Raw genomic sequence first — 20,624 nt, 5'->3', positions numbered from 1 at the left:
CATGATAGCTCATGGCGATAGATAAGATAGCAACGAGTGATTAGAACTATCAAGCCCCGCAGTGAATAATGTCCCCCAACGAAGCGCAACGGCGCCAACATAAAAAATTCATTTTTCTAATTAAGGGGTTAATTCATGTTTACCAGTCAAGAAGGCAAAAAAGTCCCTCAGGTTACCTTCCATACTCGCCAGGGCGACCAATGGATCGATGTCACCACGGATGACCTGTTCAAAGACAAAACCGTGATCGTGTTCTCCTTGCCGGGCGCGTTCACCCCAACCTGCTCATCCAGCCATTTGCCGCGCTATAACGAACTGTCCAGCGTGTTCAAGCAACATGGCGTTGACAGCATTCTGTGCGTCTCGGTGAACGATACTTTTGTGATGAACGCCTGGAAAGCCGATCAACACGCCGAAAATATTACCTTCGTGCCGGACGGCAACGGTGAATTCACCAAGGGCATGAACATGCTGGTTGAGAAAGCCGATCTGGGCTTTGGCCCACGTTCATGGCGCTACTCCATGCTGGTGCGTAACGGTGTGGTAGAAAAAATGTTCGTCGAGCCAAACAAGCCGGGCGACCCGTTTGAAGTTTCTGACGCCGACACCATGTTGAAATACCTGGCACCTGAATTCCAAGTGCAGGAATCGGTTTCCCTGTTCACCAAACCGGGCTGCCCGTTCTGCGCCAAAGCCAAACAAATGCTGCAAGAGCGCGGGATCCAATATGAAGAAATCGTGTTGGGCCAAGACGCGACCACGGTCAGCCTGCGCGCTGTCAGCGGCCGCGCTACCGTGCCACAGGTGTTTATCGGTGGTCGTCACATCGGTGGTAGCGACGATCTGGAAAACTTCCTGTCAGCCTGAATGATAAAAATAAACCCGATGGGCCTCAGGCACGGTTCAACAATCTGTCGCCTGTAAACCAACGGAATAGAAGTAATGTGACTTTTGGCGGGTGCTAACCCGCCCTTTTTTTATACCCTTCAGGAGCGGATATGAAACTGTTGAATGTCGACGTCGCCGTTATTGGCGGCGGCACAGCTGGACTAGGCGCTTACCGCGCAGCAAAACTTTCTACCCCCAGCGTGGTGATGATTGAGGGCGGACCTTTTGGCACCACCTGTGCCCGCGTTGGCTGTATGCCTTCCAAATTACTGATCGCTGCGGCAGAAGCGGTGCATCAGATCGAACGGGCTCCAGGATTTGGCGTCCACCCGGCGGGAAAAACCACCATCAATGGCCGTGAAGTGATGGATCGCGTCAAACGCGAGCGTGATCGCTTCGTCGGTTTTGTACTGGAAGGAGTCGATAGCATCCCGGCCGCAGATAAAATTCAGGGCTATGCCCGCTTCATTGACGACAACACTTTGCAGGTTGACGAACATACGCGCATCGTCGCGCAGCGTATCGTGATTGCCACCGGTTCCCGCCCTAGCTGGCCTGCACCGTGGAACGACCTTGGCGACCGCCTGATCGTCAATGACGATGTGTTTAACTGGGATGATTTGCCGCAGTCCGTCGCGGTATTTGGCCCAGGGGTGATCGGATTGGAACTGGGACAGGCGCTGCATCGCCTTGGCGTTGCCACCAAAGTGTTCGGCGTTGGCGGCGCGGTTGGCCCGCTGACCGACAGCGTAGTGCGGGAATATGCCGCTAAAACGCTGGGTGAAGAGTTCTATCTCGACCCGGATGTCAAAGTAGACATCATGCAGCGCGAAGGCGACAAAGTGTTTATCCGCTACCAGGATCTGCACGGCCAAACGCAGGAAATGATGGTGGATTACGTGCTGGCCGCCACCGGCCGCCGTCCGAACGTCGACAAGCTGGGGTTGGAAAATACCACTCTGGTGCTGGATGCCAAAGGCGTGCCACAGGCCGATCGCTTAACCATGCAAACCAGCGTGCCGCATATTTTCATCGCCGGTGATGCCAGCAACCAATTGCCACTGCTGCACGAAGCCAGCGATCAGGCTCGTATTGCCGGGCACAACGCGGGCAGCTTCCCAGAAGTAACGCCAGGCCTGCGCCGTAGCTCGATTTCCGTGGTGTTCTCAGACCCGCAAATTGCCATGGTCGGCTCGACCTTCCGTGAACTGAACCAGAAATTCAGCGCCTGCGGCTGTTTTGAAGTGGGTGCCGTATCGTTCGAAAACCAGGGCCGTTCCCGGGTGATGCTACGCAATAAAGGCATCTTGCACGTTTATGGCGAGCAAGGGACAGGTCGCTTCCTGGGTGCTGAGATGATGGGGCCGGACGTGGAGCATATCGCCCATTTGTTGGCTTGGGCACATCAGCAGCAGATGACCATCGACCAAATGCTGGATATGCCGTTCTACCACCCGGTGATCGAAGAAGGGCTGCGTACCGCGCTACGCGATCTGCAAGCCAAGCTGAAGCTGGGTGAGTCTGAGGCGGAACGCTGCCAGCGTTGCCCTGGCGAATAAACCTTTATCTCTGCTATGAGTCACCATCCACCGGGCCTTCGCGCCCGGTTTTTTGCGTATGGCATTCCAGCCTTGAATCTCCTTGCTTGCCGAGTTTTGGTTTTAGCGTCATTTTTATGCTCCCCCGTCTTGAGGTGATACTAATATTGATACTAATATAGGACAGCTAAATGAAAGGACTCAGAGAAACCATTGACGATCTGCAACAGCGGCAAGCCAATATCAAATTCAACACATTAGTAAAGATCTGCACCGACTGGTTTGGCCCACCCCGCTTGAACGGTGGCAGTCACAAGGTTTACAAAATGCCTTGGCCGAGGGCTCCACGCGTGAATATCCAACGTACAGATAGCGGCATGGCAAAGGTATATCAGGTCAAACAGGTGATCAGCGCGCTGATCAAACTGGAGGAAGAAAATGGAAAAACATGAGCACTACACTTATCGCATCACCTGGTCAGCAGAAGATAGCGAGTATGTCGGCCTCTGTACGGAGTTTCCCTCTCTGTCATGGCTGGCACCTAACCGTACGGTAGCGCTGGACGGTATTGAAAAACTGGTCCGCGATGTGATTGCCGATATGCTCGCCCAGGGCGAAACGCCACCAGAAGCGCTGGCAGAGAAAAACTTCAGTGGAAAACTGGTGCTGCGGATGACCCCGGAACAGCATCGCCGTCTGGCGATTAATGCTATGGATGAAGGCGTTAGCCTGAACCGCTATTTGTGCGCCCGGTTGGCAGGATAAGGGCAGCATTGCGCTGCCCTCAAGCGTAGCTTAGAACAGACGTTTTTTCGCCTCGGCGATCGCATAGGCAACCTGCTGAGGAGAAACACCACCCTTGGCCGCGCGCTTATCCAGGCAAGATTGCAGCGACAGGATCGGATAAACGTCGTCACCAATCACGCTGTTGAATTTCTGCAAATCGCTCAGCGGCAGGTCTTCCAACGGCTTGCCCTGGCGGATCGCTTCCACTACCGCTTCACCCACAATGTGGTGCGCTTCGCGGAACGGCACGCCTTTGGCCACCAGATAGTCGGCCAGTTCGGTGGCGTTAGCATAGCCTTGCTGTGCCGCTTCCTGGCAACGCGGGCGCTTCACCTGAATGCCGTCCAGCACCAATGCCGCCATCTGCAGGCAATCCATCCAGGTGTCGAGCGCGTCGAACAGCCCTTCTTTGTCTTCCTGCATGTCTTTGTTGTAGGCCAACGGCAGGCCTTTCAACGTCATCATCATGCCGGTCAAAGCCCCTTGCACACGCCCAGACTTGCCACGGATCAGCTCTAACGCGTCGGGGTTTTTCTTTTGTGGCATCAGCGATGACCCTGAGGTCACGCGATCCGAAAGCTCGACAAACGCCGCTTCGCCGCTGTTGAAGAAGATCAGGTCTTCGGCAAAGCGCGACAGGTGCACCATGCTGATGGCAGCATTGGACAGCAGCTCCAGCACGTGGTCACGATCGGAGACGCTATCCAGGCTGTTGCGCGTGGCAGAGGCAAAGCCCAACCAGCCAGCCAGTTGTTCACGGTCGATCGGATAAGCGGTTCCGGCCAAGGCACCGCTACCCAGCGGGCTGACGTCCAGGCGTTTCAACGTATCCTGCAGGCGGCTTTCATCACGCGCCAGCATCTCAACGTAAGCGAGGCACCAGTGGGCAAAAGTTACCGGCTGGGCGCGCTGTAGGTGGGTGTAACCCGGCATCACCGCATCCTGATTGGCTTCGGCGGTTTCTACCAGCGCCTGTTGCAGCTGTACCAACGCCTGATGCAGTTCACTAACCTGATGTTTGCACCACAGTTTCAGATCGGTGGCCACCTGATCGTTACGGCTGCGGCCGGTATGCAGCTTTTTGCCCAGATCGCCGACTTTATCGATCAGCTTCTGCTCAACCCAACTGTGAATATCTTCTGCGTCGCTGTTAACGATCGCCAGAGGATCGGCCTGCACTTCTTCCAGCAGCACGTTCAGTGCCTGCTCAAGCTGCTGTTGCTCTGCTGACGTCAGTACGTTGACGGTCACCAGCGCTTTTGACCAGGCGACGGAGCCCACAATATCCTGTTCCGCCAGGCGATAGTCGAAGCGCAGGGAATCATTTAACTGTTTGAACCGCTGATCCGCTGCCTGACTAAACCGTCCGCCCCAAAGTGCCATAATCTTGCTCCTGAATAAGTATGCGAAAGGGCGCAGCATGCTGCGCCCCTCAAATTGACGCTAAACCAACGACGTTACTTTTTCTTCTCGTTCAACGCGCGGATACGGGAAGAGAGCGAGAACAGACGGATAAAGCCACCCGCATGGCTGTGATCGTAAACTTCGTCTTCGCCAAAGGTCGCAAATTCTTCTGAGTACAGGCTGTTGGCCGATTTCTTCTGGATCGCCGTCACCTGGCCTTTATACAATTGCAGCACCACTTCGCCGTTAACTTCTTCCGCCAGCGCTTGTGCGGAAGCCTGAATGGAACGACGCAGCGGAGCAAACCAGCGGCCATCGTAGACCACGTAGGACATTTCCAAGCCCAACTGCTCACGCCACTTAAAGCTATCACGATCCAGTACCAACTGCTCGACCCCACGCAGCGCGGCAACCATAATCGTGCCCCCCGGGGTTTCATAGCAACCACGGGATTTGATCCCTACCAAGCGGTTTTCTACGATATCGATACGACCCACGCCGTGTTTGGCACCCAGCACGTTCAGGGTTTCCAGACACTTATACGGGCTCATCGCTTCACCATTAACGGCAACAACGCAGCCTTTCTCTACGGTGACGGTTACTTGTTCTGGCTTGTCCGGTGCTTCCAACGGATCGACAGTCCAAACCCAACAATCTTTATTTGGTGCATTCCACGGGCTTTCCAACACGCCGCCTTCGGTAGAGATGTGCCAGGCGTTTTCGTCACGGCTGTAGATCTTCTCCAGCGAAGCGGTGGTAGGGATATTACGCTCTTTCAGGTAATCCAGCAGGGCCTCACGGGAACGCAGGTTCCACTCACGCCAAGGCGCGACCACCTTCAGGTGCGGAGCCAATGCGGTATAGGTGGTTTCGAAACGCACCTGATCGTTACCTTTACCAGTAGCCCCGTGACACAGCGCATCGGCACCCACTTTCAGTGCCAGCTCAACCTGAGCCTTGGCAATGATCGGACGCGCCATTGAAGTCCCCAGCAGGTAGCTGCCTTCGTACAGTGCGCCGGTCTGCAGCACCGGATAAACGTAGTCACGGATAAACTCTTCACGCAGATCGACAACATGACACTCAGAGGCACCGGATTGCAGAGCTTTCTGCTCAACGCCTTCCAGATCGCCGCGCTCCTGGCCGATGTCCGCCACGAAGGCTACCACTTCACAGCCACCGTAGTTCTCTTTCAGCCATGGAATGATGGCCGAAGTATCCAGACCGCCGGAGTACGCCAGAACGATTTTCTTGATGCCTTTGTTTTGCATTGTGTTATTCCTTTTTAATTCTAAATTTAAGCGAGGATCCGGGTGCCAATCGACACACCATTAAACAGAGCAGGGAGCTTTTCGGCATTACGCCAGCTGGCGATATCTACCGGGCGGCCAAGGGTACGTGCAGCATCAAGCGCCGCATTGACCTTCACCACCATACCATCGGTAATGATGCCTTGAGCAATCAGTTGCTCGGCTTTTTGTGCGGTCATTTCCGCGATGCGCTGCCCTTTGCCGTCGAGAATACCGCTGACATCCGACAGCAAGATTAAATCCGCCCCCAGCGTGGCGGCCAGGGCCGTCGCAGCCTGATCGGCGTTTACGTTCATCAGTTGCCCTTCGGCAGTAATGCCGATGGAGCTGACCACTGGCAGGTAGCCAGCGCCCAACAAGGTATTGAGCAGCGCAGGTGTTCCTGGTACTGCATGGCCCACATGGCCCAACGCTGGGTCCAACTGAGTTACCGCAACACTGCCACCGTCTGCCAGGCTCAGGCCAACGGCATTAATTTTGTGCTTCACCGCCCAGGCCAGCAGGGTTTTATTAGCCGTTCCTGCCAGTGCGCCGGTGATGATGTCGATTTGATCGGCTGGAGTGACACGCAGGCCGTTCTTCTTCACTACCGGCAGGGAGAGCTGTTTCATCAATTCATCCACCACGCAGCCGCCGCCGTGAACGATCACCAGCGGGCGCTGATGTTCCTGGCGATAGACATCCAGCGCGGTAAACAAACGCTCCAGCGCTTCTTCACTGTCCAGTAGCACGCCACCTAGTTTGATAATCAATGGATTCATTGCTGTTTACTCACGCTGATTTAAAGTAAGGATTGGGTTTCCGGGAAGCCGAAACGGATATTCAGACACTGCACCGCCTGGGCCGCCGCGCCTTTCAACAGGTTGTCTTCTGCGGCTACGGCGATCAGATGCTCGCCCTGCACGGCAAAGCCGATATCACAGAACGGCAGGCCCACCACGGATTTCAGTGCTGGCACTCCTTGGTCGTACAGCCGTACCAGCGGTTTGTCGTCATAAGCCGCATGGTAAGCCGCTGCCACGTCTTGCGCGGTGACGCCCTTGTTCAGGCGGCAGGTAATAGTTTCCAGAATACCCCGTGGGAAGTTACCCAAGTGTGGCGTAAAGATGACCGGCACCCCGAGATGAGCAGAAATTTCTGGCTGATGACGGTGATTGAACAGGCCATAAGGTTGCAGGCTGACTTCACAGAAACTGGTCGTGACGCTGGCTTTACGCCCTGCACCGCTCACACCGCTGACGGCGTTGATGACCGGCCATTGATCCAGGTTCAGCAATTGCTTGTCGAGCAGCGGTTTGAGCGCCAGCTGCGCCGCCGTTGGGTAGCAGCCCGGCACGGCAATCAGTTGCGCCTGCTTGAGTTTTTCGCTCTGCCACTCCGCCAGGCCGTAAACTGCCTGCGCCAGCCAGTCGGCATGCTGGTGTGTAAAACCATAATACTGTTGATAAAAATCAGCATCCTGCACGCGGAAGGCGCCGGAGAGATCGAATACCACACAACCGGCAGCCAGGAATGCTGGCGCGATGTCGTGGCTCACCTCATGGGCGGTCGCGAGGAAAACAACGTCGATGCCTTTGGCCGCGGCGGCAACGTCAACCAGCGGCTGTAATGGCAGATCGACGATGCCTTTTAATTGAGGGTGCAGCTCGGAAAGCAATTTTCCTGCATCTGCACTTTGCGCTGAAACCGCTAAAGCGGTTATGTTCATGTGTGGGTGGCGATTCAGGTAAGCCGTGAGCTCTGCTCCGGCATAACCGCTGGCACCAACAATCAGCGTATTCAACATGTGGCCTTTCACCTTCTTGGCTAGCAATCTAAGAGTCACGGCGACCCTGGTAGCAGGGCTTGGTCGCGTTGTTGCGCGGTTCACCCACGTGGTTGAGCGTGATGTTTTTATCAACATCCGGGTTACAGGTTCCCTTATGCTCTAGCTTACTGTATTTTTATTCAAAATAAATGCATGAATATTGATACTATCCTAACCAAAGGCTGTCAACAGTGAAGATGAAATTACCTCCATTTATTGAGCTGTACCGGGCGTTGATCGCCACTCCGTCGATCAGCGCCACCGATGGTGCCCTCGATCAGAGTAATGAAGCATTAATCAACTTGCTGGCCGGCTGGTTCAACGATTTGGGCTTCCGCGTCGACGTGCAGCCCGTGCCGGATACCCGCAACAAATTCAACCTGCTGGCTAGCCTCGGTGAAGGCAGCGGCGGCCTGCTGCTGGCTGGCCACACCGACACGGTGCCCTACGATCAGGGGCGCTGGACGCGAGATCCTTTTACCCTGACCGAGCACGACAACAAGCTGTACGGGCTGGGTACTGCCGACATGAAAGGCTTCTTCGCCTTTATCCTCGATGCGGTACGCGATATCGATGCCAGCAAGCTAACCAAGCCGCTGTACATTTTGGCCACCGCTGATGAAGAAACGACGATGGCTGGTGCACGTTACTTTGCTGCTTCCAGTAAAATCCGCCCGGACTTTGCCATCATCGGCGAGCCAACCTCGCTGCAACCGGTGCGCGCGCATAAAGGCCATATCTCCAGTGCGATCCGCATCGTTGGCCAGTCGGGCCATTCAAGCGATCCGGCGCGCGGCGTCAATGCCATTGATCTGATGCATGAGTCCATCGGGCATCTGATGGAATTGCGCAAAACGCTACAGGAGCGCTACAACAACCCGGCGTTTGCGGTGCCTTACCCGACCATGAACTTTGGCCATATCAGCGGTGGCGATGCGGCTAACCGTATCTGTGCCTGCTGTGAACTGCATATGGATATCCGCCCGCTGCCGGGGATGACGCTGGATAACATCAACGAACTACTGCAAGAAGCGTTGGCGCCGGTAAGCCAACGTTGGCCGGGCCGCTTGACGATCGATGAGCTACATCCGCCGATCCCTGGCTACGAATGCCCTACCGACCATCACATGGTGGCGGTGATTGAAAAACTGCTGGGTGCACGCACCGAAGTGGTCAACTACTGCACCGAAGCGCCGTTCGTCCAGCAAGTGTGCCCAACGCTGGTGCTCGGCCCTGGTTCGATCAACCAGGCGCACCAACCGGACGAGTATCTGGATACCGCGTTTATTGAGCCAACGCGTAAGCTGCTGGGTCAGTTGGTCGACCATTTCTGCCGGCAATAAACCTTAGTAACAACAGGGGAATGGGTTACCATTCCCTACCTATTAAGACGTAGTAATTTAAGCCGATAAGCCAGACTGATAACCGGCAGCGCGTAATTAAATTTCAGAAAATACGCCGAATTTGATGTTTTTTTGCTAAAAATAGTGTCAATTGATGATTGGACAGGCACGTGACCAGATAAAACCGGCGGTCTGCGTCGGCACGTGAAATTTACTTACAAGATGAAAAATCACGTACTCATCGTGTTCAGGTCGTGGCGAAAAACACCGCGATCGGAGGATGATAAGTATACAAAGAACTGGGTCAGGGATTATATGAACGAACAATATTCGGCAATGCGAAGTAATGTCAGTATGCTCGGCAAACTGCTAGGCGATACCATTAAAGAAGCGCTGGGCGAGCATATTCTCGATCGCGTTGAAACTATCCGTAAGCTTTCCAAATCTTCACGTGCCGGTAACGAGGCGCATCGTCAGGAGCTGCTCTCCACGCTGCAGAACCTGTCCAACGATGAGCTGCTGCCCGTTGCCCGCGCCTTCAGCCAATTCCTCAACCTGACCAACGTTGCCGAGCAATACCACAGCATCTCGCCGCACGGCGAAGCGGCCAGCAACCCGGAAGCCTTGGCGCAGTTGTTTACCAAGCTGAAAGACAACAAGCTGGATAACAAACAGCTGCAAAAGGCGGTGGACGATCTTTCCATCGAGCTGGTCCTGACCGCTCACCCAACGGAAATTACCCGCCGCACCCTGATCCACAAGCTGGTTGAGGTGAACACCTGTCTGAGCCAGCTGGATCATAACGACCTGGCCGACTACGAGCGTAATAAAATCATGCGCCGTCTACGCCAGTTGGTCGCGCAATCCTGGCATACCGACGAGATCCGCAAAAATCGTCCATCCCCGGTCGATGAAGCCAAATGGGGCTTTGCCGTGGTGGAAAACAGCCTGTGGGAAGGCGTACCGGCTTTCCTGCGCGAGTTCAACGAACAGTTGGAAAACTCCATCGATTACCGCCTGCCGGTAGAAGCCGTACCTATCCGCTTCACCTCCTGGATGGGTGGCGACCGCGACGGTAACCCGAACGTGACCGCTGAAATCACCCGTCACGTGCTGTTGCTGAGCCGCTGGAAGGCCTGCGATCTGTTCACCCGTGATATTCAGGTGCTGGTCTCCGAGCTGTCGATGACCGAATGTACTCCTGAGCTGCGCGAACTTGCCGGTGGTGACGAAGTACAAGAACCTTATCGCGAATTGATGAAGCAACTGCGCAGCCAGTTGATGAGCTCCCAGGCCTATCTTGAAGGCCGCCTGAAAGGCGAACGCGTCCTGCGTCCACACGACCTGCTGGAAAATAACGAGCAGTTGTGGGAACCGCTGTACGCCTGCTACCAATCTTTGGTGGCCTGTGGCATGAGCATTATTGCCAACGGCCAACTGCTGGACACGCTGCGCCGCGTACGCTGCTTTGGCGTACCGCTGGTGCGTATCGACGTGCGCCAGGAAAGCACCCGCCATACCGAAGCCATTGCCGAACTGACCCGCTATCTGGGCCTGGGGGATTATGAGAGCTGGTCAGAAGCCGACAAACAGGCATTCCTGATCCGTGAGCTGAACTCCAAACGTCCGCTGGTGCCACTGAAGTGGGAGCCGAGTGCAGACACTCAGGAAGTGCTGGAAACCTGCAAGGTGGTCGCCGAAGCGCCACAAGGTTCGATCGCCGCCTACGTCATTTCCATGGCTCGTACCCCGTCCGACGTCTTGGCCGTGCACCTGTTGTTGAAGGAGACTGGTTGCCCATTCGCGCTACCCGTGGCCCCACTGTTCGAAACCCTCGACGATCTGAACAACGCCGAAGACGTGATGACCCAGTTGCTGAACATCGACTGGTATCGCGGCTTTATTCAGGGCAAACAGATGGTCATGATCGGCTATTCCGACTCGGCAAAAGATGCTGGCGTGATGGCTGCCTCCTGGGCGCAATACCGTGCACAGGACGCACTGATCAAAACCTGTGAGAAGGCCGGAGTAGCACTGACGCTGTTCCATGGCCGTGGTGGCTCAATTGGCCGTGGTGGCGCACCTGCGCACGCCGCTCTTCTGTCCCAACCACCAGGCAGCCTGAAAGGTGGCCTGCGCGTGACCGAACAGGGCGAGATGATCCGCTTTAAATTCGGCCTGCCAGAAGTCACCATCAGCAGCCTGGCGCTGTACGCCGGTGCGGTGTTGGAAGCCAACCTGCTGCCACCGCCGGAGCCTAAGCCAGAATGGCGCACGCTGATGGACGAACTGTCCGAAACCTCGTGCAACATGTATCGCGGTTACGTGCGTGAAAATCCAGACTTTGTGCCTTACTTCCGCGCTGCTACGCCAGAGCAGGAACTGGGGAAACTGCCATTGGGTTCACGCCCGGCCAAACGCCGCCCGAACGGCGGTGTTGAAAGCCTGCGTGCCATTCCGTGGATCTTCGCTTGGACGCAGAACCGCCTGATGCTGCCAGCCTGGCTGGGTGCCGGTGCTGGCCTGCAGGAAGCGGTGAAGGCTGGCAAGCAGGACCAGTTGGAAGCCATGTGCCACAACTGGCCGTTCTTCTCTACCCGTATCGCGATGCTGGAAATGGTATACGCCAAAGCCGACCTGTGGCTGGCGGAATACTACGATCAGCGTCTGGTAGACAAGTCCCTGTGGCCGCTCGGCCAACAGTTGCGTGATCAATTGGCCAGCGATATCAAGGCGGTGCTGACCATTGCCAACGACGACCATCTGATGGAAGACCTGCCGTGGATCGCCGAATCTATCGCGTTGCGCAACGTCTACACCGACCCGCTAAACGTGTTGCAGGCCGAGCTGCTGCACCGTTCGCGCCAGCAGGAGCATCCGGATGCCCGCGTTGAGCAGGCTCTAATGGTCACTATTGCTGGCGTGGCGGCCGGGATGCGCAACACCGGCTAATATTGCTTCATCTTTTGCAGCAAGCACCGATGCGATCGGCGTCGGTGCTTATTCTCCCCCCGGTTATCCCCGTTCCTAATCTGCAGATTTTGTCACAGCTGTCACTCACTGCGGGTTATCAAGACTGTTATTGCTGACTCTCATTCTGAGTCCAGGCTCAGTTTGACCACACCTTTTGCGTTGATTATGCTGAACTTATTGCCCAATAATGCAGTTAACATCACAATTACCGGTACTATTCGTTACTGGTAATAGACAAAGACCTTACCTTCTTGAAAATACCTTCACATAAAGATATTTATCATGAAGATTGATAATGACAGGGAAAGTAAATGGATGTAGCACTAATAATCAGCTTGGTAGTACTCGTCGTGGCCGGTTACGCCATTGCCAAGAATTACGACACCAAGCTGGTGTTGTTTAGCTCAGGGATCGTACTCATGTTGGCGGCAGCCACTTTGGGCTTGCCGATTTTGAGCGCCGGAACGGGGACGGGAAACGTCTGGTTGGATCCGTTAAAACAAATCGAGCTGGATTTCATCAAGCAGTTTAGCCGGGCGGGCATCATCATCATGGTGCTGTTCGGCTTTTCCGCTTATATGTCGCACATTGGCGCAAACGATGTCGCGGTTAAAATCATGTCAAAACCCATCGCGAAGATCCGCTCCCCCTATATTCTGGTGCCGATAGTATTCTGGATAGGGTCACTGTTGTCGTTGATTATTCCCAGTGCCGCCTCACTCGCCGTGATTTTAATGGCCACGCTTTACCCCATTCTGCGCGTGGCAAACATGTCCTCACTCAGCGCCGCCGGGGTCATTGCCACCACTGCCACCATCGTACCCACACCGCTGGGTGGCGATAATGTGGTAGCAGCCAAAATCCTGGGTTTCGAACACGTGGTGGACTACGTTACTATGCACCATGCCGTTATCTCACTGCCGGTGCTGGTCATTATCGGCATCGCGCACTATTTCTGGCAAAAGTACATGGATAAGCGCCAGGGTGCAGCCGCGTTTACCGACGTCGATGAGAGTAAATTGGCCACCAACAGCCAACTCCCTCCGGCTTACTACGCCCTTTTTCCGCTGATCCCGTTATTCCTGATCGTGGTATTTGGCCTGTTCTTCCGCCAGATCAAAATCGGCCTGGTGGAAATCACCCTGTTCTCGTTTGCGCTGGCCTTTATTGTGGAACTGATCCGCAAAGGCGACCTGCGCGAGCAAATGAAAAACTCGTCGCTGTTCTTCACCGGCATGGGGCAAGGCTTCTCACAGGTGGTGGTGTTGATCGTGGCTGCCAGCACCCTGGTGGCCGGGTTGACCGTCATCGGGGCCATCGGCACCGTGGCCTCACTGGTTAAAGAGGTCAATAACGCCGGGATCGGCCTGATGTTTATCTTCTCCGGCCTGACCGCGCTGATCACGCTGATCAGCGGTAGCGGTAATGCGGTGTTCTACTCCTTTATTGAGCTTATTCCATCTATTGCCAATCAGGCTCACGTCGATCCGGTAATGATTGCCCTGCCTATGCAGCTGACCTCAAACCTGATCCGTGCGATATCGCCAGTTTCTGCGGTGGTGATCATCGTGGCATCAGTAGTCAAAGTCAGCCCGATTGAGGTGGTCAAAAGAACCTCGGTGCCATTGCTGGTCGGGTTTGTCGCCACCCTGATTTTCACGCTGATCCGCTATTCATTCTGAGGAGATGCAAATGAGCACTATCAGCTATTTTGACCATCAGCGCTAACGCCTGATCCATCCTGTATGGGAGATATTATGTCCTCTAGCTCTGCACCTATTGCCATGGTCCTGGATACCGATCCCGGTATCGATGATGCCGTCGCGCTGGTTGCCGCACTGTTTCATCCAAAAATCGACCTGCGCCTGGTGAGCACGGTGGCGGGCAACGTCAGCGTGGGTAAAACCACCCACAATGCGCTGCGCCTACTGCATTTCCTGGGCGCGTCCACGCCCGTAGCTCGCGGGGCAGCGGCTCCACTGGTACGTAAACTGGAAGATGCCAGCCATATTCACGGCAACTCAGGCCTGGATGGGTACGCGTTTGAGGAACCAACACGGCAGATCGTTGACGGTCATGCCGTCGAAGTGATGCGTGACCTGCTGCTGGCCAGCAAGGAACCTATCGTCTTGGTGCCGATTGGTCCGTTAACCAACATTGCCCTGTTGCTCACGCTCTACCCGGAATGTAAGCCATCTATCGCGCGGATCGTCATGATGGGAGGCTCCGCTGGCCGAGGCAACCATACGCCAAACGCGGAGTTTAATATCTACGTGGATCCCGAGGCCGCCAGCATGGTGTTTGCCAGCGGTATCCCGATTGTGATGTGCGGGCTGGACGTCACCAACCGGGCTACGCTTACCGCCGAGATGATCGCCAGCTTACCGACGCTGAACCGCACCGGGGCCATGCTGCATAGCCTGTTCCAACACTATCGGGGTGGGAGTATGAGCCGTGGGCTGAAAATGCATGACCTGTGCGCTCTGGCCTATCTGGCAAAACCCGAGTTGTTTACCACTCAGGCCTGCCATGTGGCGGTAGAGACGCAAGGTGAGCTGACCAGAGGAACGACCTGCGTCGATCTGGCCAACCGTCTGAAACTGCCAGCCAATGCCGAGGTCTGTCTGGAAATCGATGTCGAAGGATTCCGGCAGTGGTTCCTGGAGATGCTCACGCACCCGGCCGTTCCTTGATGTTGGCGCGGTTGCCGCAACGGCAACCGCTATCTATCAACCAACTACTGCAGCAGGGCGCACGCCCAGGGTATGGCAGATGGCGTAGCTCATTTCCGCACGGTTGAGCGTATAGAAGTGGAAATCTTTGACCCCTTCGCGGCTCAGGATCTTCACCATATCCATGGCGATATTGGCGCCGACCATCTTGCGGGTTTCCGCATCGTCATCCAGCCCGGCAAACATGCTGGTCATCCAGCTTGGCACCCGCACGTTGGTCATGGTGGCAAAGCGCTGGAGCTGCTTGAAGTTGGACACTGGCAGAATGCCCGGCACGATTTCTACGTCGATGCCAGCAGTCACACAGCGGTCACGAAAACGCAGATAACTTTCTACGTCGAAGAAGAACTGGGTGATGGCACGGTTGGCACCGGCATCGATTTTACGTTTCAGGTTGATCAGGTCTGACTGGGCGCTTTTCGCTTCCGGATGCACTTCCGGGTAGGCCGCGACAGAAATATCAAAGTCGCCGACGTCTTTGAGCAGCGTGACCAGATCGGTTGCATACATTTCTGGCTTGCCACCGCCTGGCGGTAAATCACCGCGCAGCGCGACAATATGGCGGATACCGCTGTTCCAGTAATCGGTAGCGATCTCACGCAATTGCGCCGGGCTGGCATCAATACAGGTCAAGTGAGGGGCAGCTTCCAGACCAGTACGCTCTTTGATCCCCTTGATGATGCTGTGGGTACGGTCACGCTCACCCGAGTTGGCACCGTAGGTCACAGAAACAAACTTGGGTTTGAGGCTGCTCAGGCGATCGATCGACTGCCACAAGGTATCTTCCATCTCGCTGGTGCGCGGCGGGAAGAACTCGAACGACACGTTAATCTGGCCATTTAACTCTGCCAGACTCTGATTCAGCGCTTCCCGCTGGTTTGCGTGATAAAAACTCATACCCTGTCCGCCTCTTATCGATCACTGTTTTTGCTTCGTTATAATAAGCGTCTATACGTTTAGACGTCTAGATAGAAAATGCCGGATGTTGCCTGAAGAGTCAACAGGAAAGTGAGGGAGATACGATGATTAATCCTCACGCAAGATGAGAGAATTTCATGTTCAAGGATTGAACGGGGGCAGCGCAGCGCCACCCCCGAGGTTAAAGCGAGGATTTAAAGCAGTTGTGCCAAGCGATTAAGGTCGGACTGGATGGCTCCAGCAGTCACGTCGCGACCGGCCCCTGGCCCACGGATCACCAGCGGGTTGTCGCGGTACCAGCGGCTCTCGATAGCAAACACGTTGTCACAAGGCAGCAGCGAAGCCAGCGGATGTTCTGGCCGCACGGCCTCAACGCCAACGCGCGCTTTGCCATTGGCGTCGAAACGCGCCACGTGGCGCAGTACCAGGCCCATTTCGTTGGCCGCTTCGAAACGCTGTAGCATTTGCTGATTCAGCGCATCGCCGTTCTCGAAGAACTGATCGATGGAGCCTTGCTCCGCGCCTGCAGGCACCAGCGACTCCACACGCACCTGGTTAGGTTCAATGTCATAACCCGCTTCACGTGCCAGGATCACCAGCTTACGCATCACGTCTTGTCCAGACAGGTCAACACGCGGATCCGGTTCCGTCAGCCCCTGCTGCCAAGCCTGATCCACCAGCTCGGTGAAAGGCACCGTGCCGTCAAACTGCAGGAATAGCCAGGAAAGCGTGCCGGAGAAGATACCGCTGATCGCCAGGATACTGTCCCCGCTGTCGCGCAGATCGCGCACGGTATGATTCACCGGTAACCCGGCCCCCACGGTGGCGTTATACAGCCAGTGGCGGCCCGTTTTGGCAAACGCATCGCGGATCTGGCGGTAATTGGCGCTGCATGAGGCCCCCGCCAGCTTGTTGGCGCTGATCACATGGAAACCATAGCTGGCAAAGTCCAGATATTGCTCCGCCAACTCCCCGCTGGCGGTGACGTCTAGCACCACCAGATCGTCGAACGGGTGCGCCCGCATCCACAAGAACAGCGACTCTTCGTCCAGCTCCTGGGCTTCATCTTCAAAGAACGCCAGCGCGCGGCTGGCATCCAGCCCTTCGTAATTGAGCAGGCTGCGACGGCTATCCACCACCCCTGCCAGGCTAAACTCAAAGCCGCTGCGCGCAGAGATGTTCTTCTGTTCGCGAGCAAACAGCTCCAGCCAACGTGAACCAATATTGCCTTTGCCAAACAGCACCAGACCAATACGCTTTTCCGCACGGAACAACGTTTGGTGCAGGCCTTGGATCAGCAGACCGGTCGGCCCCTGACGCAGCACTGCCACCAGGCTGATGCCATCCTCGGCCTGCCAGATGAACTCCACCGGCTGGTCCTTCAACTGCTGATAGAAACGATGGCTGTGCAACGGGTTCTTGCACACGCCCGCGCCCACCAAGGCCACCAGCGCCAACCCTTCACGCAGTTGCAGTTCACCCGGTAATCCGGCCTCCTGCAAAATGCGCAGCACGCTGCCCACCACTTCAGAGGTGTAGCAAAGCTGGATCAGGTTTCGGTCAGGATGAACCCCTACGGCCAACGGTTTGATCTGCGCGCGCTTGAGCACCAGATCCAACTCTTTCTGCGCCAGCTTGAAGTCATGCTGCGGCGCAACGCTGAGTTCGATCAGGCAGACATCATCGTGGCTGGTGACAATTTTGGCACCGGTACCGGAAGCCAGTACGCGCTCGATACGGGTTGAGCCCTGTTCCGGCTGATAGCTACAGCGCAATTGCAGATCGATGTCGCTGCCAGACACTGGCTGCAAAGTACGAGTATGCAGCACCGGAGCCGCCAGGCGGGCCAGCTCGCTGGCTTCATCCAGACGCAGCAGCGGCAGCAGGCAGGCATCTTTCACTTTGCGCGGATCGGCGCTGTAAACCCCGGCCACGTCGCTCCAGATAGTGACTCGCTCCACACCGGCCAATGCGCCAACCTGCGTGGCGGAATAGTCACTGCCGTTGCGCCCCAACAGCACGGTTTCACCGCTGTCATTACGCGAAATAAAGCCGGTCACTACCAGACGTTTGCCCGGATGTTGTGCCAGCAGTTGCTGCAATAACGGATAGGAGCGGCCTTCATCGACCTGCGGTTGCGCCGCACGTTCGGCACGCAGGAAATCACGCGCGTCCAGCCATGCCGCCTGCATGTCCTGCTTGTTCAGCACCGCAGCCATCAGGCGGGCTGACCAGATCTCACCGTGCCCCACCACTTCGGCATACACCGCATCATCAACCTTGCCGTCCAGCAGGATGGCCAGGCGTTCAAGATCGTGAATAAATTCGGCAATCAGCGGTTCCGCCGTTTCTACAGGCAACAACCCGCCGATCAGCTCACTGTGATAACGGCGCAGCGTTTGCTGCACCTGATGCGCGGAAAGACGATCGCTCTGGCTGAGCTTCAGCCAGCTGATCAGTTGGTTGGTGGTGCTACCCGCCGCCGACACCACCATCATGTCACCCGGCTGGCTGTATTCGGCCATGATCCCGGCCACCCGCAGATAACACTTCACATCTGCCAGGCTGCTGCCGCCAAATTTGTGCAGTTGACGCCCGCTAACCGGCCCTGCTACCGCAATTGCATTCATGACTTACCTCGTAGCCGCCGCCTGGAAGGCTTGTTCCAGATCGGCAATCAAATCTTCGCTGTCTTCAATCCCCACGGAAACACGCAGCAGGCTTTCGGAAATCCCCGCTGCGGCACGCGCTTCTGGCGCCATACCGGCGTGAGTCATGGTTGCTGCATGTGAGATCAGGCTTTCTACGCCACCCAGAGATTCCGCCAGCGTAAACAGCTCCAAAGCGGACAGGAAACGGCGCAGCAGCGCTTCATCCCCATCCAGTTCAAAGCTGAGCATGGCACCGAACCCACGTTGCTGACGGCACGCAATCTCATGGCCAGGGTTTTCTGGCAAGGAAGGATGATACAGCTTTTTGACCAAGGGTTGCTGCTGTAAATAGCCGACAATCGCCTCGGCATTATGTTGTGCAGCCTTGATACGTGGCGACAGGGTACGCATCCCCCGCAATAACAAATAGCTATCGAATGCCGCGCCGGTGACGCCAATATTGTTGGCCCACCAGGCCAGCTCGACCGCCAGATCTTTATCTTTAGCGATCACCGCGCCCGCGACCACGTCGGAGTGGCCGTTGAGGTATTTGGTACAAGAGTGGACGACCAGATCGGCACCCAGTTCGATCGGCTGTTGCAGCGCCGGGCTGAGGAAGGTGTTGTCTACCACGGTCAGCGCACCGGCTTCGTGGGCCGCTTTACAGATGGCGGCAATATCCACCACGCGTAATAACGGGTTGCTTGGGCTTTCGATCAGCACCAACTTCGGCTTTTGTGCCAACGCATCGCGCAGTGCGGCTTCATTCCCTTGATCGACAAACAGCACCCGATACGCCCCGCGTTTGCTCAGGCTATCGAACAGACGGTAGCTACCGCCGTAGCAATCATGAGGGGCCACCAGCAGATCGCCCGGTTTGAGAAATACCGTGGTCACCAGATGGATCGCCGACATCCCGCTCCCGGTCATCACCGCACCCGCACCTCCTTCCAACTCTGCCAGCGCACGCTGCACGACATCACGCGTAGGGTTACCACGGCGTGAGTAATCATGAGCTCGGGGCTGGTTGAAATCGGTGAAGTTATAGGTGCTGGAAAGATGGATCGGCGGGACGACACAGCCGTACTGTTCGTCATCATTCAGACCGCTACGTACGGCAATCGTGGCTGGTTTACGCGTCATAGGGTGGCTCGGCTCTCGGAAAGTGGGGGAATGAGGCCTAAAGATTAACCGCAGTAGATATAGACGTCAATACATCTGGACATCTAAACTTCTTTGCGTATAGATTGAGCAAAGGGACAATACCCGCTAAAATTATGGCGGTTTGTAATATTGATAAGATGTCAGCCCAACAATGCATAGGCATAGCCTATTAAATCATCAGATTCAGTGACCCTTATCGCGTAAAGTAGACATTTATTTAGTGAGCACAGTGAAGATCGGGCATAATTGGTCGGTTTTTAGAATTTTGTATTTTTCAGACAATTTTAAGGTGTCCCATGGCTGAGTGGAACGGCGAGTATGTCAGCCCTTACGCTGAACACGGTAAAAAGAGCGAGCAAGTCAAAAAAATCACGGTATCCATTCCGCTGAAGGTGCTGAAAATCCTGACGGATGAACGGACTCGTCGCCAGGTAAACAACCTGCGCCACGCCACCAACAGCGAACTGCTGTGTGAAGCATTCCTGCACGCCTTTACCGGCCAGCCGCTGCCGAACGATGAAGACCTGCGCAAAGAACGCAGCGATGAAATCCCGGAAGCCGCGAAAGTACTGATGCGAGAATTGGGTGTCGACCCTGATACCTGGGAATATTGATCCTGCCTGCACCGAAGGCTGCTGACTAACCTCACATTTTTGTGGGGTTAGTTTTTATTGGCAACCCGCTTTTTGTGTCGAATCTCTTCCATGTAATTTTCCCTTCACTCGCTGTAAAAACGCAACTTTACTCCATGTTTCTGACACCCCGCTGTTCAAGCCTTCAGTCACTAGATCCCGTAGCGTTTGCAAATGGGACCCAGCCTTTGATACATCTAGCAGTTCACCATCAGACTCAACAGTCATAGCCGCCTCATCTCATATTTTGTCTTATCATGATTGTACGTTTTATCTGCACCATCGCACCACTAAAAAGCTGCGCGAAGAGTGTTAGCAGGTGAGGATGGTGCAGAACGCCGACACGCCGTGAACCCGTCCCTGGGGGCTCGCAATCGCGCATATATGGACGCTCCCGATAACGCCAGTGTTTTCTTGAAAAAGGTGAACAGGTATTGCAGGCATATATTCGGTTTCTTTCTGGGTCTTTACGACCCGA

The 20,624-nt window shown here is 55.5% G+C and carries 16 protein-coding genes; 9 read left to right on the top strand and 7 right to left on the bottom strand.

What is annotated here, in order from left to right:
• Nucleotides 1-135: 135 nt before the first annotated feature.
• The 4 genes from ACMV5I_RS26060 to ACMV5I_RS26045 all read left to right on the top strand — a co-directional run bounded on the left by ACMV5I_RS26060 (nucleotide 136) and on the right by ACMV5I_RS26045 (nucleotide 3,191).
• Nucleotides 136-867 (top strand): glutathione peroxidase, encoded by a 732-nt coding sequence (locus ACMV5I_RS26060; RefSeq protein WP_021181914.1) that lies wholly within the window; start codon nucleotides 136-138, stop codon nucleotides 865-867.
• A gap of 131 nt (nucleotides 868-998) precedes the next feature.
• On the top strand, nucleotides 999-2,447 hold the full coding sequence (locus tag ACMV5I_RS26055; protein WP_121608334.1) for a dihydrolipoyl dehydrogenase: 1,449 nt from the start codon (nucleotides 999-1,001) through the stop codon (nucleotides 2,445-2,447).
• A 170-nt stretch (nucleotides 2,448-2,617) separates the two neighbouring features.
• Entirely contained in the window at nucleotides 2,618-2,878 is a 261-nt protein-coding gene (locus tag ACMV5I_RS26050) for a toxin HicA (protein WP_414825601.1), read from the top strand.
• Nucleotides 2,865-3,191 (top strand): type II toxin-antitoxin system HicB family antitoxin, encoded by a 327-nt coding sequence (locus ACMV5I_RS26045; protein ID WP_414825600.1) that lies wholly within the window; start codon nucleotides 2,865-2,867, stop codon nucleotides 3,189-3,191. The genes ACMV5I_RS26050 and ACMV5I_RS26045 overlap by 14 nt, the downstream gene beginning before the upstream one ends.
• Nucleotides 3,192-3,221: 30 nt before the next feature.
• On the opposite strand, the gene argH is transcribed toward ACMV5I_RS26045, so the two are convergent.
• The 4 genes from argH to argC form a co-directional block, all read right to left on the bottom strand.
• On the bottom strand, nucleotides 3,222-4,595 hold the full coding sequence (gene argH, locus ACMV5I_RS26040; RefSeq protein WP_024527920.1) for an argininosuccinate lyase: 1,374 nt from the start codon (nucleotides 4,593-4,595) through the stop codon (nucleotides 3,222-3,224).
• A 74-nt stretch (nucleotides 4,596-4,669) separates the two neighbouring features.
• The gene (locus ACMV5I_RS26035) at nucleotides 4,670-5,887 is read right to left on the bottom strand and encodes an argininosuccinate synthase (RefSeq protein WP_024482860.1); all 1,218 of its coding nucleotides are present in this window, start codon (nucleotides 5,885-5,887) and stop codon (nucleotides 4,670-4,672) included.
• 26 nt (nucleotides 5,888-5,913) lie between these two features.
• The gene (gene argB / locus ACMV5I_RS26030) at nucleotides 5,914-6,687 is read right to left on the bottom strand and encodes an acetylglutamate kinase (protein WP_021181908.1); all 774 of its coding nucleotides are present in this window, start codon (nucleotides 6,685-6,687) and stop codon (nucleotides 5,914-5,916) included.
• Between the two features lie 20 nt (nucleotides 6,688-6,707).
• Complete coding sequence (gene argC, locus ACMV5I_RS26025; protein WP_024482861.1) at nucleotides 6,708-7,712, bottom strand: N-acetyl-gamma-glutamyl-phosphate reductase; 1,005 nt, start codon at nucleotides 7,710-7,712, stop codon at nucleotides 6,708-6,710.
• Between the two features lie 218 nt (nucleotides 7,713-7,930).
• On the opposite strand from argC, the gene argE reads away from it, so the two are divergent.
• The 4 genes from argE to rihC all read left to right on the top strand — a co-directional run bounded on the left by argE (nucleotide 7,931) and on the right by rihC (nucleotide 14,742).
• Nucleotides 7,931-9,076, top strand: coding sequence for an acetylornithine deacetylase (gene argE / locus ACMV5I_RS26020; protein WP_414825599.1), 1,146 nt, complete (start codon nucleotides 7,931-7,933; stop codon nucleotides 9,074-9,076).
• Between the two features lie 315 nt (nucleotides 9,077-9,391).
• Nucleotides 9,392-12,028 (top strand): phosphoenolpyruvate carboxylase, encoded by a 2,637-nt coding sequence (gene ppc, locus ACMV5I_RS26015; protein WP_121608331.1) that lies wholly within the window; start codon nucleotides 9,392-9,394, stop codon nucleotides 12,026-12,028.
• 332 nt (nucleotides 12,029-12,360) lie between these two features.
• Nucleotides 12,361-13,731 (top strand): C4-dicarboxylate transporter DcuC, encoded by a 1,371-nt coding sequence (gene dcuC, locus ACMV5I_RS26010; RefSeq protein ID WP_414825598.1) that lies wholly within the window; start codon nucleotides 12,361-12,363, stop codon nucleotides 13,729-13,731.
• Nucleotides 13,732-13,806: 75 nt separating this feature from the next.
• The gene (gene rihC, locus ACMV5I_RS26005) at nucleotides 13,807-14,742 is read left to right on the top strand and encodes a ribonucleoside hydrolase RihC (RefSeq protein WP_414825597.1); all 936 of its coding nucleotides are present in this window, start codon (nucleotides 13,807-13,809) and stop codon (nucleotides 14,740-14,742) included.
• Between the two features lie 36 nt (nucleotides 14,743-14,778).
• On the opposite strand, the gene metF is transcribed toward rihC, so the two are convergent.
• The 3 genes from metF to metB all read right to left on the bottom strand — a co-directional run bounded on the left by metF (nucleotide 14,779) and on the right by metB (nucleotide 19,493).
• Nucleotides 14,779-15,678 (bottom strand): methylenetetrahydrofolate reductase, encoded by a 900-nt coding sequence (gene metF / locus ACMV5I_RS26000; protein WP_021807217.1) that lies wholly within the window; start codon nucleotides 15,676-15,678, stop codon nucleotides 14,779-14,781.
• A 215-nt stretch (nucleotides 15,679-15,893) separates the two neighbouring features.
• The gene (locus ACMV5I_RS25995; RefSeq protein WP_024482870.1) at nucleotides 15,894-18,329 is read right to left on the bottom strand and encodes a bifunctional aspartate kinase/homoserine dehydrogenase II; all 2,436 of its coding nucleotides are present in this window, start codon (nucleotides 18,327-18,329) and stop codon (nucleotides 15,894-15,896) included.
• Nucleotides 18,330-18,332: 3 nt separating this feature from the next.
• Nucleotides 18,333-19,493, bottom strand: a complete 1,161-nt coding sequence (gene metB, locus ACMV5I_RS25990; RefSeq protein WP_021181896.1) for a cystathionine gamma-synthase — start codon at nucleotides 19,491-19,493, stop codon at nucleotides 18,333-18,335.
• 317 nt (nucleotides 19,494-19,810) lie between these two features.
• Here metB and metJ point away from each other — a divergent pair, with 317 nt between their 5' ends.
• Nucleotides 19,811-20,128, top strand: a complete 318-nt coding sequence (metJ, locus tag ACMV5I_RS25985; protein ID WP_006317756.1) for a met regulon transcriptional regulator MetJ — start codon at nucleotides 19,811-19,813, stop codon at nucleotides 20,126-20,128.
• Nucleotides 20,129-20,624 lie beyond the last annotated feature (496 nt).

Origin of the sequence: Serratia sp. T13T92, from assembly GCF_047530105.1 — a bacterium.
In the GTDB taxonomy this organism is placed as follows: domain Bacteria; phylum Pseudomonadota; class Gammaproteobacteria; order Enterobacterales; family Enterobacteriaceae; genus Chania; species Chania fonticola.
The sequence above is the reverse complement of the archived record's forward strand: the minus strand, read 5'-3'. Positions and strand labels throughout refer to the sequence as shown.